Here is a 25873-nt window from a genome sequence, read left to right on the forward strand (position 1 = left end):
GGAGACTGCCGTGGCATTCGTACAACTCGCCGATGGCGAACTGCATTACCAACTGGACGGCCCGGCCGATGCGCCGGTGTTGGTCCTGTCCAACTCCCTGGGTACCGACCTGCACATGTGGGACATGCAGATTCCGGCCTTTACCAAGCACTTCCGGGTGCTGCGTTTCGACACCCGTGGCCACGGCAAATCCCTGGTCACCAAAGGCCCCTACAGCATCGAGCAGTTGGGGCGCGATGTACTGGCGCTGCTGGATGCGCTGCATATCCAGCGCGCGCATTTCTGCGGCCTGTCCATGGGCGGGCTGATCGGCCAGTGGCTGGGCATCCATGCCGGCGAGCGCCTGAACAAGCTGGTGGTGTGTAACACCGCGGCGAAGATCGGCGACCCGTCGGTGTGGAACCCACGTATCGAAACCGTGCTGCGCGATGGCCAGGCGGCGATGGTGGCGCTGCGCGATGCCTCTATTGCCCGCTGGTTCACCCCGGACTTCGCCACGGCGCGCCCGGACCAGGCCAAGCTGATCACCGACATGCTGGCGGCTACCTCGCCCCAGGGCTATGCCGCCAACTGCGCGGCAGTGCGCGATGCGGATTTCCGCGATCAACTGTCGGCGATCGAGGCGCCGACCCTGGTGGTGTCCGGTACCGAAGATGCGGTCACGCCGCCCTCGGGCGGGCATTTCATTCAGGAGCGCGTGCGCGGCGCCGAATACGCCGAGTTCCATGCGGCGCACCTGTCCAACGTCCAGGCCGGCGCGGCGTTCAGCGAGCGGGTCGTGGCCTTTCTGCTGGCTGGCCAGAACATTTGAGGAAGCCCCCGATGGACGAGAAACAACGTTATGCCGAAGGCATGCAAGTGCGTCGCGCGGTGCTGGGCGATGCCCATGTCGATCGCAGCCTGAACACCCTGACCGAGTTCAACTCGGAGTTCCAGGAAATGATCACCCGGCACGCCTGGGGCGATATCTGGACGCGTCCGGGCCTGCCACGCCACACCCGCAGCCTGATCACCATCGCCATGCTGATCGGCATGAACCGCAACGAAGAGCTCAAGCTGCACTTGCGCGCCGCCGCCAACAACGGCGTGAGCCGCGCCGAGATCAAGGAAGTGATCATGCAGAGCGCGATCTACTGCGGCATTCCGGCGGCCAACGCGACCTTCCACCTGGCCGAGTCGGTGTGGGACGAGCTGGGCGTCGAATCCCGCGCCTAAGGCGTCAGCTGGCGCTCGCGAACACTGCGCCCCCTGTAGGAGCGAGCTTGCTCGCGATGCACCTGAGGGCGCCGCGTCCAGCCAGTCAGTACGCGTCATCGTTGACGACCATCGCGAGCAAGCTTCGCTCCTGCAAAAAATCAAGGCCAGCCCCGGGGAATGGGGCTGGCCTTGTCTTTGGTGCTGGCGAGCGAGTGGGCTTACAGCAGGCTGATCGGGTAGCTGATGATCAGGCGGTTCTCGTCGAACTCGTTGGTGCTGAAGTCGCGACGCATGGTCGAGTTGCGCCATTTGACGTTGAGGTTCTTCAGCGTGCCGCTTTGCACGGTGTAGGCCAGCTCGCTCTCGCGCCCCCATTCCTTGCCGTCGGTGATGGTGCCGGTGTGCACGTTGTCGCCCTTGATGTAGCGGTTCATCAGGGTCAGGCCGGGTATGCCGAGCGCGACGAAGTTGTAGTCATGGCGCAGCTGCCAGGATCTTTCCTGGGCATTGTCGTAGCTGGCGTTGTAGCTGTCGTTGGCCAGGGTGCCGCCGCTGGTGCCGTTGACGCGCATCCAGGCGTTGTCGCCGGTGAGTTTCTGCAGGCCGACGTAGAAGGTGTGGCCGCCGTACTTGGCCGAGAACAGGCCCGACCAGGTCTTGTTGTCCAGGTCGCCGGCGCGGGCGCTGCCATCCTCCTTGCCGTAGAAGAAGCCGATGTTGGCGCCCAAGGTCCAGTCGCCCAGCGGCTGGCTGTGGATCAGGTTGAGGTATTGCTGGCTGTAGATGTCCTTGAGCTGGGCGTTCCACACCCCGACCTGGGTGCGCTTGTCGTTGAAGCTGTATTCGCCACCCTGGAAGTTGAAGCGGTCGGAGGTGAAGGCCGCTTTGCCGGTCATCGACATGTCGCTCATGCTGCTGTCGTCACGCGGGCTGTTGGCGCGGAACTGGCCGCCGTAGAGGGTCAGGCCGTCAATTTCCTTCGAGGTGATCTGGCCGCCACGGAAGGTCTGGGGCAGGGAGCGACCGTCGTCCGAGCGCAGGATCGGCAGCACCGGCATCCATTCGCCGACCTTGACTTCGGTCTGCGACAGGCGCGCCTTGAACGCCACGCCCGTGCGGCCGAAGTGGTCGGCCGGGCGCCCGTCGTGATCCAGGGGCAGCAGCTGGGTGCCGCCGGTGCCCTTGCCGCCATCGAGCTTCAGCGAGTACAGCCCCAGTACGTCCATGCCGAAACCGATGGTGCCCTGGGTGAAGCCGGACTTGGCGTCAAGGATGAAGCTCTGGGTCCACTCTTCAGCCTTGCCCTGACTCTTGCCCGGGTTGGTGAAGTTGCGGTTGATGTAGAAATTGCGCAGGTTCAGGTTGACCTTGGCGTCTTCGAGAAAGCCGGACTCCGCGGCCATGACCGGCAGGGCCGTGCCGGCGATGCTGACGGCCAGCAGGCTGGGCAGCAGGGAATAGGGCGTGCGAGTGGATGGCTTCATGGATCGGGCTCTCTAATTGTTAGGGGTGAGGCAGGGCGCTGCCGCAACGTCAGGTTGCAGGCAAGGTTGAAACCGGGAGGGTGGATGGAACGGAATCAGCCGGAGCGGGCAGGGCGCGGGGTCATGATGACGAACCTGTTGTTATTGGTTTTGGTAGGTGCGGGGAATGGTGCGTTGGATCAACGGGCCTGTTCAATTGGCCTTGGCGGGTTTTGGGCGATTAACGAACACAACTGACAGCCGTCTTCGACCCATAAAAAAGCCCACCGGAAGGTGGGCTTTTTTCAAGCGTCATGCACTCAGAACAGTTTCAGTGGCGGTGCCTCTTTGCTCACTTCCGCTTTCTGCGAACCTTGCTCGTTCCAACCGCCACCCAGGGCCTTGTACAGGTTGACCTCGCTGGTCAACTGCGCAAGCCGGTCGGTGATCAACGCTTGCTGCGCGCTGAACAGCGAGCGCTGGGCGTCGAGGAAGGTCAGGTTGCTGTCGACACCGATGCGGTAGCGACGCTCGGCCAGGCGGTAGTAGTCCTGGTTGGCGTTGACGAAGTCACGCTGGGCCTGCAACTGCTGGTTGTAGGTCTGGCGTGCGGCCAGGCCATCGGAGACTTCCTGGAAGGCGGTCTGGATGGACTTCTCGTACTGCGCCACGTTGATGTCTTTTTGGATCTTCGAGTAATCCAGGCTGGCGCGCAGGCTGCCGGCGTTGAAGATCGGGATATTGATCTGCGGTGCGAACGACCAGGTGCCCGAGCCGCCCTTGAACAGGCCGCCCATGTCCGGGCTCAAGGTCCCGGCATTGGCGGTCAGGCTGATGCTCGGGAAGAACGCCGCGCGTGCCGCGCCAATACTGGCGTTGGCGGCTTTCAGGTTGTGCTCGGCGGCGAGAATGTCCGGACGGCGTTGCAGCAGCTCCGACGGCAGGCCGGCCGGCAACTCGCTGAGCAGGTCGGCCGACAACGGCTGCGGGCTCGGCAGGTTGGCCGGGATCGAGGTCCCCAGCAGCAGGGTCAGGCTGTTTTCGTCCTGGGCGACCTGGCGGGTGTAACGCGCCAGTTGCACCCGGGCGTTTTCCACCGAGGTCCGCGCCTGGCTCAGGTCCAGGGCCGAGGCCACGCCGACTTCGTTGCTGCGCGAGGTGAGGCGGTAGCTCTCCTCGTAGGCCGCCAGGGTGTCCTGGGTCAGCTTGAGCAGTTCCTTGTCGGCCTGCCAGGTCAGGTAGGCGTTGGCCACGCTGGCCACCAGGCTGATCTGTGTGCTGCGCCGGGCTTCTTCGCTGGAGAAGTAGGTCTGCAAGGCCTGTTCGCTCAAGCTGCGAACGCGACCGAACAGGTCCAGCTCATAGGCGCTGATCCCCAGGGTTGCCGAGTACTGGCTGGAGATGGCCGCTTCACCGGTCTGCGACATCCGTGCCGGGGTGCGTTGACGGCTGCCGCTGCCGTTGGCCGAAATCGCCGGGAACAGGTCCGCGCGCTGGATCTGGTACTGCGCGGCATAGGCGTCGATGTTCAGCGCCGCGACCCGCAGGTCGCGGTTGTTCACCAGCGCGGTCTGGATCAACTGCTGCAGGGCAGGGTCATGGAAGAACTGCCGCCAGCCCTGTTCGGCGGCTGCCTGGTTGGCAGCCTCCGCAGGCGAGTAGGCCGGCCCTTGCGGGTATTGCGCCGCGACCGGCGCTTGCGGCTGCTGATAATCGGGTATCAGCGAGCAACCACTGAGCACGGCGGCGGTGATTGCGAGGGAGAGTAGCGACTTGCTCATTGGCCAGCCTCTTCAGGAGTTTCGGTAGTTTGCGCTTCGATTGCCTTGCGGCGGCTCATCGAGGACACGGTGACGAAGAACAAAGGTACCCAGAATATCGCCAGGACAGTCGCGGTGAGCATACCGCCAATGACCCCGGTACCGATCGCATGCTGGCTACCCGAGCCTGCGCCGGTGGAGATGGCCAGCGGTACCACACCGAGCACGAAGGCCAGGGAGGTCATGATGATCGGACGCAGACGCATGCGGCAGGCTTCGATCGCCGCGTCCACCAGGCTGCGGCCCTCTTCGTGCAGTTCCTTGGCGAACTCGACGATCAGAATGGCGTTTTTCGCCGCCAGACCGATGGTCACCAACAGCCCCACCTGGAAATACACGTCGTTGGACAGGCCGCGCAGGCTGGTGGCCATCAGCGCACCGATGATCCCCAGCGGCACCACCAGCATGACCGCGATCGGAATCGACCAGCTTTCATACAGCGCCGCCAGACACAGGAACACCATCAGCAGCGACAAGGCGTACAGCGCGGGCGCTTGCGAGCCCGACAGGCGTTCCTCGTAGGACAGGCCGGTCCAGGAGATACCGACACCGGCCGGCAGCTTCTTGGCGATGGCCTCGACTTCGGCCATGGCTTCACCGGTACTGTAGCCCGGCGCCGGGGCACCCAGGACTTCCACCGCTTCCACGCCGTTGTAACGGGCCAGTTTCGGCGAACCGTAGATCCACGTGCCCTTGGCGAAGGAGGCGAACGGCACCATGGTCCCGGCGCTGTTGCGCACGTACCACTTCTTCAGGTCCTCGGGGCTCATGCGAGCGTTAGGCTGACCCTGGATGTACACCTTCTTCACCCGACCGCGGTCGATGAAGTCGTTGACGTAGCTACTGCCCAGGGCAATCGACAAGGTGTTGTTGATGTCGGAGATGGTCACGCCCAGGGCGCTGGCCTTCTCGTCATCGATTTCCAGCTGGTACTGCGGCTCGTCGTTCAGGCCGTTCGGACGCACCTGGGAGAGGATCTTGCTCTGCGCCGCCATGCCGAGGAACTGGTTGCGCGCTTCCATCAGTTTCTCGTGGCCAATACCGGCGCGGTCCTGCAGGAACACGTCGAAACCGGTGGCGTTACCCAGCTCCAGTACCGCCGGCGGGGCAAAGGCGAACACCATCGCATCGCGGAAGCTGAAGAAGTGCTGCTGGGCGCGGGCGGCCAGGTTGAACACGCTGTTTTCCACGGAGCGTTCGTCCCACGGCTTGAGCATGATGAACGCCATGCCCGAACTCTGGCCACGACCGGCAAAGTTGAAGCCGTTCACGGTGAAGACCGAGGCCACGGTGTCCTTTTCCTTGTCCAGCAGGTAGGCGCGCATTTCATCGACGACCACCTGGGTCCGCTCCGAACTGGAACCGGCCGGGGTCTGTACCTGGGCGAACAGTACGCCCTGGTCTTCTTCCGGAAGGAACGCGGTCGGGATACGGGCGAACAGCCAGATCATGCCGACCACGATCAGCACGTAGGCCAGCAGGTAAGGCGCCTTGTGCCGCAGGATATTGCCCACGCCACGCTCGTAGCTTTTGACGCTGCGGTCGAAGGTACGGTTGAACCAGCCGAAGAAACCGCGTTTCGGCGCGGCGTGTTCGCCGTGGGGAATGGCCTTGAGCATGGTGGCGCACAGGGCCGGGGTGAAAATCAGGGCCACCAGGACCGACAGGGCCATGGCCGAGACCACGGTGATCGAGAACTGCTTGTAGATCACCCCGGTGGAGCCGCTGAAGAACGCCATTGGCAGCAGTACCGCCGACAGCACCAGGGCAATACCGACCAGGGCGCCCTGGATCTGGCCCATGGACTTCTTGGTCGCTTCCTTGGGCGACAGGCCTTCCTCGGCCATCACCCGCTCGACGTTTTCCACCACGACGATGGCGTCGTCCACCAGCAAGCCGATGGCCAGCACCATGCCGAACATGGTCAGGGTGTTGATGCTGAACCCGGCGGCCGCGAGGATGCCGAAGGTACCCAGCAACACCACCGGAACGGTCATGGTGGTGATGACGGTGGCGCGGAAGTTCTGCAGGAACAGGAACATCACCAGGAACACCAGCACGATCGCTTCGACCAGGGTCTCGACCACACCCTTGATCGACTCGGTCACCACCGGGGTGGTGTCGTACGGGAACACCACTTTCATCCCTTGCGGGAAGAACGGTTCCAGGTCGCTGATGGTCTTGCGCAGGGCCTTGGCGGTGTCCAGGGCGTTGGCGCCGTTGGCCAGTTTCACGGCCAGGCCGGAAGCCGGGGCACCGTTGAACTGGGCACTGACGGAGTAGTTTTCACCCCCCAGGGCGACATCGGCGACGTCGCCCAGGCGCACTTGCGAGCCGTCCGCGTTGACCTTCAGCAAGATGGCCTTGAACTGCTCGGCGGTCTGCAGGCGGGTCTTGCCGATGATGGTGGCGTTCAGTTGCTGGCCTGGCAGGGCGGGCAAGCCACCGATCTGGCCGGACGACACCTGGACGTTCTGCGCGGCCACGGCGTTTTTCACGTCAACCGGAGTCAGGTTGAAGTTGTTCAGCTTGGCCGGGTCGAGCCAGATACGCATGGCGTACTGGGCACCGAACACCTGGAAGTCACCCACGCCCGCGGTCCGCGAGATCGGGTCCTGCATGTTGGACACGATGTAGTTCGAGAGGTCGTCCTTGGACATGCTGCCATCCTCGGAAACCACACCGATCACCAACAGGAAGTTCTTCACCGCCTTGGTCACGCGGATACCCTGTTGCTGCACTTCTTGCGGCAGCAGCGGGGTGGCCAGGTTCAGCTTGTTCTGCACCTGGACCTGTGCAGTGTCCGAGTTGGTGCCCTGCTCGAAGGTCGCGGTAATGGTCATGCTGCCGTCGGAGTTACTTTCCGAGGACACATAACGCAGGTTGTCGATACCGTTGAGCTGCTGCTCAATGACCTGGACCACGGTGTCCTGCACGGTCTGTGCGGAAGCGCCTGGGTAGGTCACGGAGATGGCGATCGCTGGAGGCGCGATGCTTGGGTATTGGTTGATCGGCAATTTGAGGATCGATAGAGCCCCGACCAGCATGATCACCAGGGCGATTACCCAGGCGAAAATCGGACGGTCGATAAAAAATTTCGACATGGTTTACTCCCCTTTGCCGCCTGCAGCTTGGTCAGTTGCCTGTGCAGTGGCCGGGTTTTTCGCTGGTACGTTGGTCGCTTCGCTGGCTTTGACTTCGACGCCAGGTCGGACGAATTGCAGCCCTTCGGTGATCAGGCGATCACCGGCCTTCAGGCCGTCCTCGATCAGCCACTGGTTGCCGACGGTGCGGCTGGCCTTGAGCTGACGCAGTTCAACCTTGTTGTCCGGGCCAACCACCAGGGCGGTCGGTGTGCCCTTGAGGTCGCGGGTCACGCCTTGTTGCGGGGCGAGGATCGCCGCGGCATTCACGCCGGCCTGCAGTTGCGCGTGCACGAACATGCCTGGCAGCAGGGTGTGTTCCGGGTTCGGGAACACTGCGCGCAGGGTCACGGAACCGGTGGTTTCGTCGACCGACACTTCGGAGAACTCCAGCTTGCCATCGAGCTTGTACTGGCTGCCGTCTTCCAGGGTCAGCTTGACCTTGGCGGCGTTGTCGCCAGCCTTCTGCAGGCGACCGCTTTCCAGCTCGCGGCGCAGCTCGAGCAGTTCCACCGACGACTGGGTGACGTCGACGTAGATCGGATCGAGTTGCTGGATGGTTGCCATGGCGGTGGACTGACCGTTGCTGACCAATGCGCCTTCGGTGACCGAAGAACGGCCGATACGCCCGGAGATCGGCGCCAGCACCTTGGTGTAGCGCAGGTCGATCTGGGCACTTTGCAGCGCGGCTTCCGATTGCAGGCGGTTGGCGACGGCAGTGTCGTATTCCTGGCGGCTTACGGCTTGCTCGTCGACCAACTGCTTGTAGCGGTCAGAGATCGACTTGGTCGATTGCAGGTTGGCCTGGGCGCTCTTGAGGGTCGACTCATAGACCGATGGGTCGATCTGGTAGAGCTGCTGGCCTTCCTTGACGTCGCCGCCTTCCTTGAACAGACGCTTGAGAATGATGCCGTTGACCTGGGGACGGACCTCGGCGATCCGGAACGCAGTGGTGCGCCCTGGAAGCTCGGACGTCAGGGTAAAGGCTTGAGGTTGAAGGGTGACTACGCCGACCTGAGGGGCTTGTGGGGCGGGAGCCGCCTCTTCCTTTTTACATCCGCTGAGCAGCGATGCCAGGGCGACGGCAGTGACCAGAGCGGTAACAGCTGGCTTGAGTTGCATGAAGATCCTCGGGTCAGGCGCGCAAAATGCGCACTCGAAAAGTGGAAGGGTAAAAAACGAGTGCTGAGTGGATAAGTAGCTTGCTAAGGAATATACTTACGTTCATGGTTGTTTGTAAATACCTTGGCGGCGTACCCATTCGGTTACAAAAGCCGTTGCAAGTGTCGAATTGTAGGCTGGGCAAACGGCACCCGAGATGCCGTTCCATATTTATTCAGATGAGCTTCATGCATCGCTGAAACATCCTGATCGAGGTTTACTGCCATGGTCCGTCGTACCAAAGAGGAAGCTCAAGAAACCCGCAAACAGATACTCGAGGCGGCCGAGAAAGCCTTCTACGAGCGCGGTGTGGCGCGTACCACCCTGGCCGATATCGCGGCGTTGGCCGGTGTCACGCGTGGAGCTATTTACTGGCATTTCAGCAACAAGGCGGATCTGGTGCAGGCCATGCTCGATACCTTGCGCGAGCCGCTGAATGAAATGGCCAGGGCCAGTGAAGACGAAGAAGAAGTCGATCCGCTGGGGTGCATGCGCAAGCTGCTGATTCATTTGTTTCATCAAATTGCCCTGGACCCGAAAACCCGACGCATTAATGAGATTTTGTTTCACAAGTGCGAATTCACTGACGAAATGTGCGACTTGCGGCGCCAGCGTCGCGCGGCCAGCCTGGATTGCAACGTGCATATCGAGCTGGCGTTGCGCAATGCCGTGAAGCGCGGACAACTGCCCGAGAGCCTCGATACTGCCCGGGCGGCCATCAGCATCCACGCCTATATTGATGGCATTCTTTATCAGTGGCTGTTGGCGCCGGACAGTTTCGAACTCCATAAGGAAGCGGAGCGCTGGATCGATACCGGATTGGACATGCTGCGCCTGAGTCCCAGCCTGCGTCATTGAGACAAAATGCGGAATTACGTCGGCAGATGTCAACGTTTGCGCGTTATAAAACGCGATGTTTCATTCGTCACGGCTCACCGGGATGCCTTTATATACGTACCGACTTTATCTTGATAGATAGCGAGCTACGTATTTTGTAGGGAAATTGTTGCGGGTGTGTGAATGAGTGTGAGCAGCGCGGCTTACCAGGGTGCCGAGCAACCGATAAAAGGTATCGCACTGATTTGCCTGGCGGTTTTGCTGTTCGCCAGTCATGACACCCTGTCCAAATACCTGTCCGGGTTCTACCCCATCGTCATGGTGGTCTGGGCCCGGTATGTGGTGCACACGCTGTTGATGCTGGTGGTGTTCGTGCCGCGCAGCGGTTTCTCCGCGGTGGTGCGTACCAAGCGACCAGGCCTGCAACTGTTGCGTGCCTTGTGCCTGATCGGCACCAGCCTGTTTTTCACCACCGGCCTGCGTTACATCCCCTTGGCCGAGGCCACCGCGGTCAACTTCCTCGCGCCTTTGCTGGTCACCGCCTTGTCCGTGCCATTGCTGGGGGAGAGGGTGACCCGCGGCCAGTGGCTGGCGGTGCTGGCCGGTTTCGTCGGGGTCTTGATCGTGATTCGTCCGGGCGGCGCCTTGTTCACCCCGGCGATCCTGCTGCCGCTGTGTTCGGCGTTGTGTTTTGGTTTCTATCAGTTGCTCACCCGCAAGCTCAGCGGGGTCGACAGCCCGACCACCAGCAACTTCCTCACCGGGATTCTCAACAGCCTGATCACGAGCGCGGCGCTGCCGTTCTTCTGGAGTACGCCGACCCTGTGGCACGCCCTGTTCATGATCGGCCTCGGCACCTGCGGCATGCTCGGCCACCTGTTGCTGACCCAGGCCTTCCGTCATGCCGCGCCGGCGATGCTGGCGCCATTCAGCTACGGGCAGATCCTGTTCGCGGGCATGTACGGCTACCTGATTTTCGATCACACCCCGGACAGTTTCGGCATAGTCGGGATCGTGGTGATCTGCCTCAGCGGCCTGGCCGTGGCCTGGGGCCAGCGCCAACGCGGCTGATCGCACCCTACCTTCTGTAGGAGCGAAGCTGGCTCGCGAGGGTGGTCAACGATAACGCGGTGTACCTGAAGCTACCCGCTGCCCTTGGGTTTATCGCGAGCAAGTTTCGCTCCTACAGGTGAACGCGCAGGAAAAAGCCCCGGCTCTTGCGAGTCCGGGGCTTTTTTATTGAAGCGCCTTACAGCGTCGGATAGTCGATATAGCCGACCGGGCCCTTGGCATAGAACAGCTCGGGACGCGCGTCGTTCAGCGGGGCATCGGCCTTCAGGCGGGCCGGCAGGTCCGGGTTGGCGATGAAGGGCACACCGAAGGCCACGGCGTCGGCCTTGCCGCTGGCCAGCCAGGCGTTGGCGCTGTCCTTGGTGAAACGTTCGTTGGCGATGTAGGGGCCGCCAAAGGCTTCTTTCAGTTGTGGGCCGAGGCTGTCGGCGCCTTCTTTCTCGCGGGAGCAGATAAAGGCGATACCGCGTTTGCCCAGCTCGCGAGCGACATAAGTAAAGGTTTCGGCCAGGTTGTCGTCGCCCATGTCATGGGAGTCGGCCCGTGGCGCCAAGTGTACGCCGACACGGCCGGCGCCCCAGACTTCGATGGCGGCGTCGGTCACTTCCAGCAGCAGGCGAGCACGGTTTTCCAGGGAACCGCCGTACTGGTCGGTGCGCTGGTTGGTGGAGCTTTGCAGGAACTGGTCCAGCAGGTAGCCGTTGGCGCCGTGGATTTCCACGCCGTCGAAACCGGCGGCCTTGGCATTCTCGGCGCCGACCCGGTAGGCATCGACGATATCGGCGATTTCAGCGGTTTCCAGGGCGCGCGGGGTCGGGTAGTCGGCCAGCGGGCGCACCAGGCTGACGTGGCCCTTGGGCTGGATGGCGCTGGGCGCGACTGGCGCTTCGCCGTTCAGGTAGCTCGGGTGGGAAACCCGGCCCACGTGCCACAGCTGCAGGAAGATCTTGCCGCCCGCGCCGTGAACGGCCTTGGTCACGTTGCTCCAGCCGCGCACCTGGTCGTTGGACCAGATGCCCGGGGTGTCCGGGTAGCCGACACCCATCGGGGTCACCGAAGTGGCCTCGCTGAGGATCAGGCCGGCGGAGGCGCGTTGCACGTAGTACTCGGCCATCAGCGCATTCGGCACGCGGCCTTCGTCGGCGCGGCAGCGGGTCAGCGGCGCCATGATGATGCGGTTGGCCAGCTCGAGGTCGCCGAGTTTGATCGGGTCGAAAATAGTCGTCATGAAATACACCCTTCTTTAGATGAACGTATCAGTTGGTCGCAGGAGCCAGATCGGCGTTGCCGCCCTGGCGAAAGGTAATCAGCGTCACCAGCAGGGCCAGGATGCCAGCGCGGCGGCGGCCAGCGGCACGTTGACCAGGCCGTAGCCGTGGGCGATGACGCTGCCGCCGACCCAGGCGCCCAGGGCGTTGCCGATGTTGAAGGCGCCGATGTTCAGCGTGGACACCAGGTTCGGCGCGGCCTTGCCGAAGGTCACCACGTTGACCTGCAGGGCTGGCACCGCGGCGAAGCAGGCGGTGGCCCAGAGGAACAGAGTGATTTCGGTGGGGATCAGCGCAACGCTGGTCCAGGTCAGCACGGAGCTGGTCACGGCCATGGCGATCAGCACGCCGACCAGGGTGCCCGACAGGCTTTTGTCGGCCATCTTGCCGCCGATGATGTTGCCCAGGGTCAGGCCCAGGCCGATCAGCACCAGGGTCCAGGTCACGCCCTGGGGCGAGACGCCGGTCACCTCGCCCAGCAGCGGGGCGACATAGGTGAACAGGGTGAACACCGAGGCGGAGAACAGCGCGGTCATGCTCAGCGACAGCCAGATCCCGGCGCCCTTGAGGGCGACCAGTTCCGAACGCATGTCGAGCTTCTCTTCGTCGCGCTTGGCCGGCAGGAAGCGGATCAGGCCGATCAGGGCAATCACGCCGATCACGGTCACCGCCCAGAAGGTCGAACGCCAGCCGGCCTGCTGGCCCAGGGCGGTGCCCAGCGGGACCCCGAGCACGTTGGCCAGGGTCAGGCCGGTGAACATCAGGGCCACGGCGGAGGCTCGCTTGTTGGCGGGCACCAGGCCTGCCGCGACCACCGAACCGATACCAAAGAAGGCGCCATGGCACAGGGCGGTGACCACACGGGCGAACATCAGCACGTCGTAGTCACTGGCCAGTGCACACAGCAGGTTGCCGACGATGAAGATCCCCATCAACGCTACCAGGGCGGCCTTGCGCGGCAGCCTGGCGGTGGCCAGGGCCATGAAGGGGGCGCCGATGGCCACGCCCAGGGCGTAGCCGGTCACCAGCCAGCCGGCGCCGGGGATCGACACACCCAGGTCGTTCGCCACATCGGGCAGCAGGCCCATGATGACGAACTCGGTGGTGCCGATGGCGAAGGCGCTCAAGGCCAGGATGAGGAGCGAGAGGGGCATTGTCGGGTCCTTGTCAGCGTCTGCTGCTGAGTTCTTGGGTGAGCGCTTCGAGGAAGGCTTGGATCACATCCTCGTTGCGTTTGAAAAAGTGCCATTGGCCGGCTTTCTGGCTGCTGATCAGGCCCGCCCGCTGCAAGGTCGCCAGGTGCGCGGAGACGGTCGACTGCGACAGGCCGCAGCGTTGGTCGATCTGTCCGGCGCAGATGCCGTACTCGTGGTTGTGGGTCTGATCGGGGAACTGGACCTTCGGGTCCTTGAGCCAGATAAGGATGTCTCGTCGTACTGGGTGTGCCAGGGCTTTTATTATTTCGTCGAGGTCGATGGACATGGCGGTGCTCGTTTTCCGTAAAACGTTATATCGCGATGAGGCGAACTTTAAATCGCTATTTCGCGATATACCAATATGATTTTGATCTGAGATCAGCGTTAATCGGTATATCGGGTTATAACGATATGTGGGGCGCGATGCTAAGCTGCGCGAATGAATTATCTCGCACATCTGCATCTCGGCGGCCAGCGCCCCGGTCAATTACTCGGCAGTCTGTATGGCGACTTCGTCAAAGGGCGCCTGCAGGGCCAGTTCGACCCGGAGATCGAGGCGGCTATCCAGCTGCATCGCAGCATCGACCTCTTTACCGACCGCCATCCGCTGGTGGGCGAGTCGCTGTCGCGTTTTTCCCTGACCCGCCGGCGTTACGCCGGCATTGTGCTGGACGTGTTTTTCGACCACTGCCTGGCCCGGGACTGGGCGCTCTATGCCGACCGGCCGTTGGAATTGTTCACTTCGGACGTGTATCGGGTACTGGCGGCCGAACCCCGGTTGCCCGGGCGCCTGGCGCAGATCGCGCCGCACATGGCCGCCCATGACTGGCTGGGTTCCTACCGCGAGTTCGAGGTGCTGGAGCAGGTGTTGCGGGGGATTGCCCGGCGCCTGTCGCGCCCGGAAGAGCTGGCGGCGGCGATGGGCGAGCTGGAACGGTTGTATCAGCCGTTGAGCGAGGACTTCCAGGCGTTCTACCCGCAGTTGCAGGCATTCGCCGCGCAACATATCCATCCCGTGTAGGAGCCAGCTTGCTCGCGATGAGATCCTTGAGTACGGCTCAAGACTCAGGTTCTTTTCGCGAACAAGCTTGCTCCCACAGGGTTCAGGCGGCGATCAGGTTGTCGGCACGCCGTGGTTCGGCTGGCTGGGCGATATCGCCAAACAGGACCTTCTGCACCGCCTGCTGCGCCTGGAACGCCAACGCGGCGCGTTCCTGGCCCTGGCAGGCAATCGGCTTGAGCAGATGGATTTCCACCCGACCCTGGTCGTTGGCGAACAGGCGCATCAGGTGCGACAGTAAATCATCGTCGCCGATGAACGGCGCCAGCGGATCGATATCGCCATCGCGCAGGTAACGAATGGCCACCGGCTGCAACGCCACGTCGGCCTCGATGGCGCTGGCCAGCAGGCGCCCGTGGAAGGTGCGCAGGCTGCGACCGTCGGTGGTGGTGCCTTCGGGGAACATCAGCAGCGGGTGGGTCTGCTGCAGATGGCGGGTCATCTGTTTGCGGATCAACTGGCTGTCGCCCGAACCGCGACGGATAAACAGGCTGCCAGCCTTGGCGGCCAGCCAGCCGGCGACCGGCCAGGTGCGCACTTCGGCCTTGGACAGGAACGACAGCGGCGTCAGCGCGCCGAGCAACGGGATGTCGGTCCAGGACACGTGATTGCTGACCCACAGCATCGGCTGCTTGGGCAACTCGCCGTGCACCGTCACGCCGAAGGGCAGGGCATTGCTCAGGCGCGCCATGAAAAAGCGCGACCAGCGCTGGCGCCGGACCATGGAGTTGGCGATGCCCAGGCGCTCGAACACGCCGAACACGCAGGCCATGCCCAGGCCCAGCGCCACCACCAGCAGTACGCGGGCGATGCGCCCGTAGACCCTTAGCCGGCGCATCACACGGCCGCCTTGAAGTGACGGGCGTAGCGCGGGCACAGCTCGTCGCGCTTGAGCAGGATGAACACGTCGGCCACCTGGAAGTCCTGGTCCCAGCACGGCTCGCCACAGATCTTCGCGCCCAGGCGCATGTAGGCCTTGAGCAGCGGCGGCATCTCGGCAATGACGTTGGACGGAAGGTCGAGGTTCGGCAGCGGGTTCTTCGGTTCGGCGCGCAGGTGCTCGGTGCACAGGTAGCGTTCGCGCAGGCGCTGCATGATCGCGTGGGCCTGCACCCCGCCGTCCTGCATCGGGATGCTGGCGCAGCCCATCAGGTAGCTGTAGCCGCCCTGGTTGAGCACTTCGGCCAACTCGCCCCAGAGTACGGCGATGGTGCCGCCGTTGCGGTAGGCCGGGTCGACGCAGGTGCGGCCGATTTCCAGGATCGGGCCCTTGAGCTGGACCAGGCCGTGCAGGCTGAATTCTTCTTCGCTGTAGAAACGCCCCAGGCTGCTGGCGGCCTGGTGGTCGAGCAGGCGGGTGGTGGCGACCAGGCGGCCGCTGTTCAAGTCACGCACGCCGATGTGGCTGCAGTGGACATCATAGTCATCCATGTCCAGACCCAGCTCAGCGCCTTTCAGTTTGGCGTTGAACTCGCCGCTGAAGACGTTGAAGCGCAGGGCCTGGGCTTCTTGCAGGGCCGCGGCGCCAACCAGGCGCTCGGCTTGCAGGCGGCGTTCATTGCCGGTTTCGCTGATGCGGGCGATCTGAGTCATTGTGAATCTCCGTGCGGGCCACTGACCCGCCTTGGGTTGCAGCCGATCGACTTTGTTGTGCAAAGTCAGGCTATGTAGCCCCGGTGTCATCGCCATGAAGCTTTGGTGATGCTTATATGACAGCCCCTGAGGACCCGCTTATGCCCTGGCAAGCCCTGCTGCACAGCCGTCGCCGACTGCCCGCCCATCCGGACCTGGCCGAGGGTTATGCCGCGTTGTTAGAAGAGCTGGGACCGGTGACGCCCTTCGAGCTGGCGGTGCGCGGCGGACGGCTGATGGCCACCCCGGGGCTGGCCTTCCTGGTGGGCTACCAGGCGGCCTTGCGCATGCTCTGGCCCAGCGCACCACTGCGCCTGGGTGCCCTGTGCGCCACCGAGCAGCGCAGCCTGCGCCCGGCCGATATGCGTACTCGCCTGAAGGACCTGCACCTGAGCGGGCACAAAGACTTCGTCACCGCCGGCGATGCCGCCGACTGGCTGCTGATCGCCGCCCGCTGCGAGGCGCCAGGCGAGTCGCCGCGCCTGAGCCTGGCGGTGGTCTACGCCGGCGAGCCCGGGGTCAAGGTCGACAAGCTGCCGGCGATCCCGTTGATGCCGGACATCAGCCATGGCCGCCTGCAACTGGATAACGCCCTGTGCGAACTGCTGGCGGGCGACGGCTGGGATGCCTACGTCAAACCCTTCCGCACCCTGGAGGACATTTATGTACTCAGCGCCATGACGGCCTGGCTGTATGGCGTCGGCCAGGACAACGGCTGGCCGCAGACCCTGCTCCTGCAATTGCTGGCCTTGCTCGCCGGTTGCGCGGAAGTCAGCCGGCAGAACCCGTCGCTGGGCAGTGGGCATGTATTGCTGGGCGGGCTGTTCGCCCAGTTCGACGGGCTCAAGCCGGCCCTTGAGCAAGCCTTTGCCGATGGCCCGCCGGAGTGGGCCGAATTGTGGAAGCGCGATCGGGCAGTGCTGGACCTGGCGGCGGGGGCGCGGAGCAAACGCCTGGCCAAGGCGCTGGCTATATAAAGGAAGGATGGCCCGCGGCAGTGCTTTTCTGTAGGAGCGAGCTTGCTCGCGATGGTCGTCAACGATAAAGCGGATCCACCGGATGAATGCGGCGTTCTCGGGCTCATCGCGAGCAAGCTCGCTCCTACACGGGGGCAGGGGCAGGGGCAGACGTGGAACTGATTCATCAGCGTCAGCCTTGCGATGTAGGAGTGAAGCTTGCTCGCGATAGAGGCCAAGGCCCGCCTCCGGGCAAAAAACTGTCATCTCCCTGGTCTACCCTCAGCGGGTTCCCTTGTCCGAGTTCCCGCCATGCTCAAAGGCTCGACCCTGCTGCTCACGCTGCTATTCATGCTCCCACCGGCCTGGGCCGAGAACTGGCCCGGGGCGCAATGGAGCGAGGGCCCCGCGGCCCGCGGCCCGGCCCTCGAGGCACTGGAGGCCTACGCCTTCGCGCCCCGCAACGAGGCGACCCGGCTGGGGATCCGCAGCGATGCCTTGCTGGTGATCCGTGATGGCCAGTTGATCTATGAGCGTTATGCCGGCCCGACCAACGCCGACACCCCGCACCTGACCTGGTCCATCAGCAAAAGCCTGTTGGCCGCGGTGTTGGGGGTGGCCTATGGCGAAGGGCGTTTCCAGCTGCAGGACAAGGCCGCCAGTTTTCTTCCGGCGTTGCGCCAGCACCCGGACATCAGCCTGGCCGACCTGCTGCACTGGGCCTCGGGCCTGGACTGGCAGGAGGATTATGAGTACGCGCCACTGAAGTCCTCGGTGGTGGCCATGCTCTACACCCGTGGCCACGGCGATATGGCGACCTTTACCGCCGAGCATCCGGCCTTCAGCGCGCCAGGGCAGGTGTTTCGTTACTCCAGCGGCGACAGCAACCTGCTGTCGGCGGCCCTGAAAGGCATGCTGGGAGCCCAGCGTTATGCCGACTATCCCTGGCAGGCGCTGTTCGAGCCCCTGGGCATTACCTACGCCGTGTGGGAAAGCGACGCCAGCGGCACCTTCGTCGGTTCGTCCTATGCCTACCTCACCGCGCGGGACCTGGCGCGGGTCGGCCTGTTGATGCTGCGCGACGGACGCTGGGGCGAGCGCCAGTTGTTGCCCAGGGACTGGGTCGAATTCAGTCGCACGCCGTTCGCCGGTTATCAGGCGAACCAGGACGAGCAGGTGCCCGGTGGCCACTGGTGGCTCAATCGCGCCGTCGGCGGCGCCCCATCGCCCTGGCCGGACGCACCGGCCGATACCTTCGCGGCGCTGGGCCATTGGGGGCAGGCGTTGTACGTGATCCCCAGCGCCGGGCTGGTGATCGTGCGTTATGCCGACGACCGCGACGGCCGCTATAGCCACAACGAGCTGCTCAAACTGGCCCAGGCGGCCTTCGCCCGGCAGGTGCAGCCATGAGCCGGCGTCCGTGGGTCGTGCGCCATCCCTTCGCCAGCCTGCTGTTGCTGGCGCTGCTGGCCTTGCTTGGCTGGGGCTGGCACGAGCGGATCGCCCTGCGGGCCTTCCCGGACATCCTCAGTGCCTACAGCGCCAAGGAGTACTGTTCCTGCCGCTACGTGATGCATAACGACGCCGAGTACTGCGAAGGTTATGTGCAGCAGTACCTGCCGCTCAAAAGCCTGCAGGACGATGCCGGGCACAAGCGGGTGAGCGCCAGCGGCCTGGGGCGCAGCCACAGTGCTGTCTGGCTGAGCGAACGCCAGGGCTGTCGACTGGAGCCCTGAACGGCGCCGCGCAACGATCGGTAATCCTTTCCCGGGCCTGCCAGCCCCCATGCTTATTGGCTCCCCGCACAAGGTTCCACCCTGTGGAACCACATTTGATTGTCGCAGGCGATGGCTCGCGGTTATCTGAGGGCACGCCGCGATCACGCCTTGCTGCACCGTGAGACGCTCCGAAAAAAAGAACGGGATTACACCCGGCCAAGGAGATACGTCATGACCCGTTTCCCGCATATCTTTGCCTGGCTCGACGACGTTGCCAGCGACCTGCGCGCCGTGCGCCAGGACATCCACGCCCACCCCGAACTCGGCTTCGAGGAGAACCGCACCTCGGCGCTGGTCGCCCGCTCCCTGCAGGAGTGGGGCTACCAGGTGCATAGCGGGATCGGCAAGACCGGGGTGGTCGGTGTGCTGCGCAACGGTAGCAGCCCGCGCCGGCTGGGGTTGCGCGCCGACATGGACGCCTTGCCGATCATCGAGAACAGCGGCGTGGCCTACAGCAGTCGCCACAGCGGGTGCATGCACGCCTGCGGGCACGACGGCCACACCGCCATGCTCCTCGGCGCGGCGCGCTACCTGGCGGCCACGCGCCGGTTCGACGGCACCCTGACCCTGATTTTCCAGCCGGCCGAAGAAGGCCAGGGCGGCGCCGAAGCAATGCTCGCGGACGGCCTGCTGGAGCGTTTCCCCTGCGATGCGCTGTTCGGCATGCACAACATGCCGGGGCTGCCGGCCGGCCACCTGGGCTTTCGCCAAGGGCCGATGATGGCCTCCCAGGACCTGCTCACCGTGACCCTCGAAGGCGTGGGCGGGCACGGTTCGATGCCGCACCTGACGGTCGATCCGCTGGTGGCCGCGGCCAGTGTGGTGATGGCCTTGCAAACCGTGGTGGCGCGCAACATCGATGCCCAGGAGGCGGCGGTGGTGACGGTCGGTGCGCTGCAGGCCGGCGAGGCGGCCAACGTCATTCCGCAACAGGCGCTGCTGCGCCTGAGCCTGCGGGCGCTGAACGCGCCGGTGCGCGAGCAGATGCTCGAACGGGTCAAGGCGATCATCCACACCCAGGCCCAGAGCTTCGGCTGCTCGGCCAGCATCGAACACCGCCCGGCCTATCCGGTACTGGTCAACAGCCCGGAGCAGACCGAATTCGCCCGCCAGGTGGGTGTGGCGCTGCTGGGCGAGCAGGCGGTCGACGGCAACACGCGCAAGCTGATGGGCAGCGAAGACTTCGCCTGGATGCTGCAACGCTGCCCCGGCAGCTACCTGTTCATCGGCAACGGCCTGTCCCGGCCGATGGTCCACAACCCCGGCTACGACTTCAACGACGACATCCTGCTGACCGGCGCCGCCTATTGGGCCGCGCTGGCCGAGAGCTGGCTCGAGCCGGCCTGAGTTTCCCCTTTCTTCTGCCGCTGAATCGGGCGCCGTGGCGCCCGGCACTTCCCGATAAGGGCCCGACTCGTTACCCGAGAGGCCCGACAAGAATAGAAGGACAGCGCTCATGCATGCCTCGAGATCCAGTGTTTCGCGTACCCGGCAAGTGGTCGCCGCCGTGATCGGCAACGCCTTGGAGTGGTACGACTTCATCGTCTACGGCTTTTTGGCGAGCATCATCGCCCGGCAGTTTTTTCCCTCCGACGACGACTACGCCTCGCTGCTGATGGCCCTGGCCACCTTTGGCGTGGGTTTTTTCATGCGCCCGGTGGGTGGCATCCTGCTGGGCATGTACTCGGATCGCAAAGGTCGCAAGGCCGCCATGCAGCTGATCATTCGCCTGATGACGGTCTCCATCGCCCTGATCGCCTTTGCTCCCAACTACGCGGCCATTGGCATGGGCGCGCCGCTGATGATCGTGGTCGCGCGCATGCTGCAGGGCTTCGCCACCGGCGGCGAATACGCCAGCGCCACGGCCTTCCTGGTGGAAAGCGCGCCGGCCCATCGCAAGGGCCTGTATGGCTCCTGGCAACTGGTCGGGCAATGCCTGGCGGTGTTCTCCGGGGCGGCGATGGTGGCGTTGGTCACCCATTTGTTCTCGCCCGAGAACCTCGATCTGTGGGGCTGGCGCCTGCCGTTCGTGATCGGCCTGCTGATCGGTCCGGTGGGCCTGTGGATCCGCAAGTACATGGAAGAGCCGGAAGCCTTCGTCGAGGCCCGCAAGCAGGTGCGCGGCAACGGCCCGGGCTTGATGCAGATCATACGCGAGCATCGGCGCAGCATCCTGGTGTCCATGGGCCTGGCCTGTGGCGCGACGGTGTCGTTCTACGTGGTGCTGGTGAACATGCCGACCTTCGCCCACAAGAACCTCGGCTTGCCGCTGGACCAGGTGTTGCTGGTGCAGATGTTCGCGGTGGCGCTGATGACGGTGGTGATTCCGTTGTCCGGCGCCCTGTCGGACCGGCTGGGGCGGCGCCCGGTGTTGCTGGCCTTTACCCTGGCGTTTTTTGTCATGGTCTACCCGCTGTACGCCTGGGTGGCCGCGGCGCCGTCGATCGAGCGGCTGCTGGTGATGCAGGTGCTGCTGTGCAGCGCCATCGGCGGCTTCTTCGGCCCGGCGCCGACCGCGCTGGCCGAACAGTTCCCGGTACAGGTGCGCTCCACCGGGGTGTCGGTGGCCTACAACGTGGCGGTCATGGTCTTCGGCGGCTTTGCCCCGCTGATCGTGACCTGGCTCAGCAAGGTGCTGGGCACCCCGGTGGCCCCGGCGTTTTATGTATTGTTCGCCTGCGTGCTGACGCTGCTGGGCACTTATTGCCTGCATGAGGCACCCAGAGAGAAGAAACCGAGCGCACTGAATTTCGGGGTGAAACCTTGATGGATATCGCAGCACAAGACTTTGGCCCCATCGTTGAGCTGGGCGCCGTCGAACTGTCCCGGGCGATCCACGCCCGCAGGTTTTCCTGTCGCGAAGTGATGTCGGCCTACCTGGACCGGATCGAGCGCTGCAACCCGCGGGTCAATGCCCTGGTGTCACTGCGCGAACGCCAGGTGTTGCTGGCCGAGGCCGAGGCGCGCGACCGCCAGCTGGACCGGGGCCAGTCCATGGGCTGGATGCACGGCATGCCCCAGGCGATCAAGGACCTGGCGGCCACCGCCGGACTGCGCACCACCCTGGGCTCGCCGCTGTTCGCCGAACAGATACCGGTCCACGACGCCATCTGTGTGGCGCGGGTCCGGGCCAGCGGGGCGATCATCGTCGGCAAGAGCAACGTGCCGGAGTTCGGCCTGGGCTCGCAGACCTACAACAAGGTGTTCGGCACCACCGGCAACGCCTACGACCCGAGTCTGAATGCCGGCGGCAGCAGTGGCGGGGCGGCGGTGGCCCTGGCGCTGCGCATGCTGCCGGTGGCCGATGGCAGCGACATGATGGGTTCGTTGCGCAACCCGGCGGCCTTCAACAATGTCTTTGGCCTGCGCCCGTCCCAGGGCCGGGTGCCCCATGGCCCGGCACCGGAGCTGTTCGTCCAGCAACTGGCCACCGAGGGGCCGATGGGCCGCAGCGTGGCCGATATCGCGCGCCTGCTGGGCACCCAGGCCGGGTACGATCCGCGAGTGCCCTTGTCGCTGAAGGACGATCCGGCGATCTTCAACGAGCCCTTGCAACGGGATTTTCGCGGTGTGCGCCTGGGCTGGCTGGGGGACTTCGACGGCTACCTGGCCATGGACGACGGCGTGCTGGCGCTGTGCGAAGCGGCGCTGGGGGACTTTCGCCAACTGGGTTGCGAGGTCGAGGCCTGCCAGCCGGCGTTTTCCATGGCGGCGCTGTGGCAGTGCTGGCTGGTGCACCGGCATTGGCTGGTCCAGGGCAACTTGGGGCCGCTGTATGCCGATCCGCAGAAGCGCCACCTGCTCAAGCCCGAGGCGCAGTGGGAAGTCGAGGGCGGGCTGGGCCTGAGCGCGGCGGAGGTCTACCGCGCCTCGCAGGTTCGCAGCGACTGGTATCTGGCCCTGGAGCGCCTGTTCGAACGTTACGATTTCCTGCTGCTGCCCAGTGCCCAGGTGTTCCCTTTCGATGCAGGGGTGCCCTGGCCACGCTTTGTCGGAGGGCGGGAGATGGACACCTACCATCGCTGGATGGAAGTGGTGATCGGCCCGACCCTGGCCGGCCTGCCGAGCCTCAGCGTGCCGGTCGGCTTCAGTCCGGCGGGCTTGCCCATGGGCCTGCAGATCATCGGCCCGGCCCAGGCCGACCGGGCGGTGTTGCAGCTCGGTCATGCCCATGAACAATTGACGCAGTGGGTCAAGCGTCGGCCGCCTGGTCATCCGTTGTAACCCTCGAACCGGGGTGTGCGGGTTTATCGGGCCCGCATCTTGCTGCGTAAAACGCTCATCCATCCGCTTATCAGGGAGGTCGGCATATGGCCAGCAAGGTAGAAACCGGCAGTGTGCGTTCGGTCGAACGGGCCTTGGCGATCGTCGAACTGCTGGGCCAGCACCAGGCCCTGGGCCTGGAGGAACTGCACTACCTGACGGCGCTGCCCAAGGCCACGGTGTCGCGCATGCTCCTGACGTTGCAGGAGCAGGGCTGGATCTATCGCGGCCTGAGCGACCGGCGCTATCGGCTGTGCGCCAGGCGGTTGTTCGGCGACCAGCAGCAACGCTTCAAGCGGCAGTTGGTGGAGCGCGCCGCGCCCTGGTTGCAGGCGTTGAGCGAACGCACCGGGCTGGTGGTCGACCTGTCGTGTTTCGACGGCGAGCGCCTGGAGGTCATGGAGAGTTCGATCCCGGCGGTGCTGCGCAAGCGTTATCCGCATAACTGCCAGATCGTCGGCCACTATTCGAGCTTGTTCCATTCGGCGATGGGCAAGGCCTGCCTGGCCGAGCTGGATCACGAGCAGGTCCAGCGCCTGGCCGTCCGTGAGCGGGTGCCCCAGGAAGACCAGTACCGCGCTTGCGAGCAATCCCAGCATCAGGGTTTCGGCCAGCGCACCGAGGGTTATTGGGAGTACCCGGTGCGGTTGCCGTTCCTGATCCGCGCCGTGGCCCTGCCGATTCGCGACCAGGGCCGGCTGGTGGGCAGCATGGCCTTGCACTGGCCGATGGACCAGGCGCCGGTGGAGCGGGTGCTGAGTTTGCACCTGGCCAGCCTCGCGGCCACTGTCCACGATGTCGAGCGCAGCTTGATCTAGACTCAGCCGCTCGGCTTGGCATGGCGGCGTATCCGGACCACCGGCTACCCTGCTCGGGGCCGCTGCAAGCCCATCGCGGCCTGCGGCAGCGGCGACAGGGGGGCGGGGATCTTTTTCGTCTTTATGCACTCCGAGTATTCGCCGTTCACGGCCCTGTCGCTGTTTGCAAGCGCACGCGGGCCGGTTAAGGTTCGGCTCAGATTTCTCGACCCCATGAGTCTTCCATGTTCAACGCCTCTTTCCCCAAGGCCCTGGCCGCTTTGCTACTGGCCTGCGCGGCCTGGCCGGCCCAGGCCAACTGGTACCTGGACAACGAGTCCTCGCGCCTGTCTTTAGTCACCACCAAAAATGCCAATGTTTCCGAAGTCCATCGTTTCCTGGTCCTGCACGGCAAGGTCGACGCCAAGGGCATGGCACAGCTGGAAGTCGAGCTGGACTCGATCAACAGCGGGATTCCGCTGCGCGACGAACGCATGCGCAAGGAGCTGTTCGAGATCGACCGGCATCCGGATGCCCTGATCAATGCGCAGATCAATCTGCGGCCGATCAACGACTTGGCGTCCGGCGCACAGATCGAATTGCGTCTGCCGCTCAATGTCACCCTGCACGGCAAACAACACGAATACACCGCCGAACTGCTGGCCACGCGCCTGGATGACCGACGCTTCCAGGTGGTGACCCTGGAGCCGCTGGTGCTCAATGCTGCCGATTTCGACCTGGTGCCAGGGCTCGAAACCCTGCGCAAGGCGGCCGGCCTGTCGGCGATCAGCCTGTCGGTGCCGGTGGGTGCGGTGCTGATCTTCACGGCGCGTTGATATGGCGGGCGCGGTCTTTCCCTGGCGTGAAGGCAATCGTTTCGAGCTGCTGATCGATGGTCCGAGTTTTTTCCCGCGGATGCTGGTGGCGATTGCCCGGGCCCGCGAGCAGGTGGAACTGGAGCTGTACCTGGTGGAGGCGGGCGCCTGCGCCGAGGCCATGGTCCAGGCCCTGACCCAGGCCGCCGAGCGCGGGGTGCGGGTGCGTTGCCTGTTCGATGACTACGGCAGCCTGGCTTTCACCATGGGCCTGCGCCAGCGCCTGACCGGCGCCGGGGTCGAACTGCGTTTCTACAATCGCCTGAGCTGGCGCCGCGGGGTGCGAAACCTGTATCGCGACCACCGCAAGTTGTTGCTGGTGGATCAGGAGCTGGCGGTGGTCGGCGGCACCGGGGTGACCGATGAATTCTGGAACCCATTGCAGGACAGCTGCGACTGGCATGAGGTCATGGTGGAGATCAGCGGCCCGCTGGTGCTCGACTGGCAGATGCTGTTCGACCGGCAGTGGATCGCCAACCGCTATCGCACCGCCTGGAAGCCCGCATCGAACTTCGGTCTGCCCCGCCTGCCGCGCGTGCCGGCCCAGGGCGAGGGCATGGGCCGGGTGGCCTATGCCGACGCCCGGCAACATCGGGACATTCTGCAATCGCTGGTGCGTGCGCTGAACAGCGGGCAACGGCGGATCTGGCTGGCGACCCCGTATTTCCTGCCGACCTGGAAGGTCCGCCGCTCCCTGCGCCGCGCGGCCGGACGTGGGGTGGACGTGCGCCTGCTGCTGACCGGGCCGCGCACCGATCATCCGTCGGTGCGTTATGCCGGGCATCGTTATTACCCGCGCCTGCTGCGGGCCGGGGTGAAGATCTTCGAATACCAGCCACGTTTCCTGCACCTGAAGATGGTGCTGATCGACGATTGGGTGAGCATCGGCTCGTGCAATTTCGATCACTGGAACCTGCGTTTCAACCTCGAGGCCAACCTTGAAGCCCTCGACCTGCCACTGACCGATGCGGTGCTTGCGAGCTTCCTCGCCGACTTCGACCAGAGCCAGGAAGTCAGCCTCGAAGCCTGGAAAAAACGCCCGCTGTGGCGGCGGGTCAAGCAGCGGATCTGGGGCTGGGTGGACCGGTTGGTGGTGAACCTGCTCAATCGCCGCGACTGAACGGGCCTTATCGCGAGCAAGCTCGCTCCTGCACGATCGGTATGAACAGCGGCGCTTTTCTGTAGGAGCGAGCTTGCTCGCGATGGGACATGTCAGGGAAAACGCTATCGCGAGGCCTGGCGCGGCTTGTGCTTCTGTAGGAGCCAAGCTTGCTGGCGATGCGGGCAGCGCGGTGTGTCAGGGAAATCGCTATCGCGGGCAAGCCTCGCTCCTACATAGGAGCGAGGCCGAGGGGG

At 64.3% G+C, this 25873-nt stretch carries 22 protein-coding genes and 1 pseudogene; 14 read left to right on the forward strand and 9 right to left on the reverse strand.

Annotated elements, in window-relative coordinates:
- Positions 1-10: 10 nt before the first annotated feature.
- Together pcaD and pcaC are read left to right on the forward strand one after the other, a co-directional pair.
- A complete protein-coding gene (pcaD, locus tag IF690_RS07570) occupies positions 11-811 on the forward strand; it encodes a 3-oxoadipate enol-lactonase (RefSeq protein ID WP_202699589.1) in 801 nt (266 codons plus the stop codon).
- Between the two features lie 11 nt (positions 812-822).
- Positions 823-1215 (forward strand): 4-carboxymuconolactone decarboxylase, encoded by a 393-nt coding sequence (gene pcaC / locus IF690_RS07575; protein WP_009047408.1) that lies wholly within the window; start codon positions 823-825, stop codon positions 1213-1215.
- Positions 1216-1415: 200 nt separating this feature from the next.
- On the opposite strand, the gene IF690_RS07580 is transcribed toward pcaC, so the two are convergent.
- From IF690_RS07580 to emhA, 4 genes are all read right to left on the reverse strand, one after another.
- Entirely contained in the window at positions 1416-2681 is a 1266-nt protein-coding gene (locus tag IF690_RS07580; RefSeq protein ID WP_202699590.1) for an OprD family porin, read from the reverse strand.
- Between the two features lie 299 nt (positions 2682-2980).
- Positions 2981-4441: an AdeC/AdeK/OprM family multidrug efflux complex outer membrane factor gene (gene adeC, locus IF690_RS07585; RefSeq protein ID WP_202699591.1), complete on the reverse strand. Its 1461-nt coding sequence runs from the start codon at positions 4439-4441 to the stop codon at positions 2981-2983.
- Positions 4438-7584 carry an efflux RND transporter permease subunit EmhB gene (gene emhB / locus IF690_RS07590; RefSeq protein WP_202699592.1) on the reverse strand — a complete coding sequence of 1049 codons (3147 nt, stop codon included), beginning with the start codon at positions 7582-7584 and terminating at the stop codon, positions 4438-4440. The genes adeC and emhB overlap by 4 nt, the downstream gene beginning before the upstream one ends.
- Positions 7585-7587: 3 nt before the next feature.
- Entirely contained in the window at positions 7588-8745 is a 1158-nt protein-coding gene (gene emhA / locus IF690_RS07595; protein ID WP_202699593.1) for an efflux RND transporter periplasmic adaptor subunit EmhA, read from the reverse strand.
- Between the two features lie 264 nt (positions 8746-9009).
- On the opposite strand from emhA, the gene emhR reads away from it, so the two are divergent.
- Together emhR and IF690_RS07605 are read left to right on the forward strand one after the other, a co-directional pair.
- Complete coding sequence (gene emhR / locus IF690_RS07600; protein ID WP_202699594.1) at positions 9010-9642, forward strand: efflux system transcriptional repressor EmhR; 633 nt, start codon at positions 9010-9012, stop codon at positions 9640-9642.
- Between the two features lie 162 nt (positions 9643-9804).
- A complete protein-coding gene (locus IF690_RS07605) occupies positions 9805-10692 on the forward strand; it encodes a DMT family transporter (RefSeq protein ID WP_202699595.1) in 888 nt (295 codons plus the stop codon).
- Between the two features lie 178 nt (positions 10693-10870).
- On the opposite strand, the gene IF690_RS07610 is transcribed toward IF690_RS07605, so the two are convergent.
- The 3 genes and pseudogenes from IF690_RS07610 to IF690_RS07620 all read right to left on the reverse strand — a co-directional run bounded on the left by IF690_RS07610 (position 10871) and on the right by IF690_RS07620 (position 13442).
- Positions 10871-11920 carry an alkene reductase gene (locus IF690_RS07610; protein ID WP_009042512.1) on the reverse strand — a complete coding sequence of 350 codons (1050 nt, stop codon included), beginning with the start codon at positions 11918-11920 and terminating at the stop codon, positions 10871-10873.
- A gap of 28 nt (positions 11921-11948) precedes the next feature.
- A pseudogene (locus IF690_RS07615) lies at positions 11949-13114 on the reverse strand (MFS transporter).
- Between the two features lie 13 nt (positions 13115-13127).
- A complete protein-coding gene (locus tag IF690_RS07620) occupies positions 13128-13442 on the reverse strand; it encodes an ArsR/SmtB family transcription factor (RefSeq protein ID WP_009047418.1) in 315 nt (104 codons plus the stop codon).
- 153 nt (positions 13443-13595) lie between these two features.
- Between IF690_RS07620 and IF690_RS07625 the strand changes: the two genes are divergently transcribed.
- Complete coding sequence (locus IF690_RS07625; protein WP_202699596.1) at positions 13596-14177, forward strand: acyl carrier protein phosphodiesterase; 582 nt, start codon at positions 13596-13598, stop codon at positions 14175-14177.
- An 82-nt stretch (positions 14178-14259) separates the two neighbouring features.
- Here IF690_RS07625 and IF690_RS07630 read toward each other — a convergent pair whose 3' ends face one another.
- Together IF690_RS07630 and olsB are read right to left on the reverse strand one after the other, a co-directional pair.
- Positions 14260-15054: a lysophospholipid acyltransferase family protein gene (locus IF690_RS07630; protein WP_202699597.1), complete on the reverse strand. Its 795-nt coding sequence runs from the start codon at positions 15052-15054 to the stop codon at positions 14260-14262.
- Positions 15054-15809: an L-ornithine N(alpha)-acyltransferase gene (gene olsB / locus IF690_RS07635; protein ID WP_202699598.1), complete on the reverse strand. Its 756-nt coding sequence runs from the start codon at positions 15807-15809 to the stop codon at positions 15054-15056. The genes IF690_RS07630 and olsB overlap by 1 nt, the downstream gene beginning before the upstream one ends.
- A 140-nt stretch (positions 15810-15949) precedes the next feature.
- Here olsB and IF690_RS07640 point away from each other — a divergent pair, with 140 nt between their 5' ends.
- The 9 genes from IF690_RS07640 (at position 15950) to IF690_RS07680 (ending at position 25637) form a co-directional block, all read left to right on the forward strand.
- Positions 15950-16825, forward strand: a complete 876-nt coding sequence (locus IF690_RS07640; protein WP_202699599.1) for an acyl-CoA dehydrogenase family protein — start codon at positions 15950-15952, stop codon at positions 16823-16825.
- A 291-nt stretch (positions 16826-17116) separates the two neighbouring features.
- Positions 17117-18214, forward strand: coding sequence for a serine hydrolase domain-containing protein (locus IF690_RS07645; RefSeq protein ID WP_202699600.1), 1098 nt, complete (start codon positions 17117-17119; stop codon positions 18212-18214).
- A complete protein-coding gene (locus tag IF690_RS07650) occupies positions 18211-18540 on the forward strand; it encodes an amidase (RefSeq protein WP_202699601.1) in 330 nt (109 codons plus the stop codon). The genes IF690_RS07645 and IF690_RS07650 overlap by 4 nt, the downstream gene beginning before the upstream one ends.
- A 213-nt stretch (positions 18541-18753) precedes the next feature.
- Entirely contained in the window at positions 18754-19929 is a 1176-nt protein-coding gene (locus IF690_RS07655) for a M20 aminoacylase family protein (RefSeq protein ID WP_202699602.1), read from the forward strand.
- A 109-nt stretch (positions 19930-20038) separates the two neighbouring features.
- Positions 20039-21349 carry a citrate-proton symporter gene (locus IF690_RS07660; protein ID WP_202699603.1) on the forward strand — a complete coding sequence of 437 codons (1311 nt, stop codon included), beginning with the start codon at positions 20039-20041 and terminating at the stop codon, positions 21347-21349.
- Complete coding sequence (locus IF690_RS07665) at positions 21349-22806, forward strand: amidase (RefSeq protein WP_202699604.1); 1458 nt, start codon at positions 21349-21351, stop codon at positions 22804-22806. Before IF690_RS07660 ends, IF690_RS07665 begins: the two co-directional genes overlap by 1 nt.
- A gap of 86 nt (positions 22807-22892) precedes the next feature.
- Complete coding sequence (locus tag IF690_RS07670; RefSeq protein ID WP_202699605.1) at positions 22893-23663, forward strand: IclR family transcriptional regulator; 771 nt, start codon at positions 22893-22895, stop codon at positions 23661-23663.
- Between the two features lie 224 nt (positions 23664-23887).
- On the forward strand, positions 23888-24478 hold the full coding sequence (locus tag IF690_RS07675) for a YceI family protein (protein WP_202699606.1): 591 nt from the start codon (positions 23888-23890) through the stop codon (positions 24476-24478).
- Between the two features lies 1 nt (position 24479).
- Positions 24480-25637, forward strand: coding sequence for a phospholipase D-like domain-containing protein (locus IF690_RS07680; protein ID WP_202699607.1), 1158 nt, complete (start codon positions 24480-24482; stop codon positions 25635-25637).
- Positions 25638-25873 lie beyond the last annotated feature (236 nt).

Origin of the sequence: Pseudomonas sp. SK3(2021) (assembly GCF_016772375.1) — a bacterium.
GTDB lineage: Bacteria > Pseudomonadota > Gammaproteobacteria > Pseudomonadales > Pseudomonadaceae > Aquipseudomonas > Aquipseudomonas chlororaphis_I.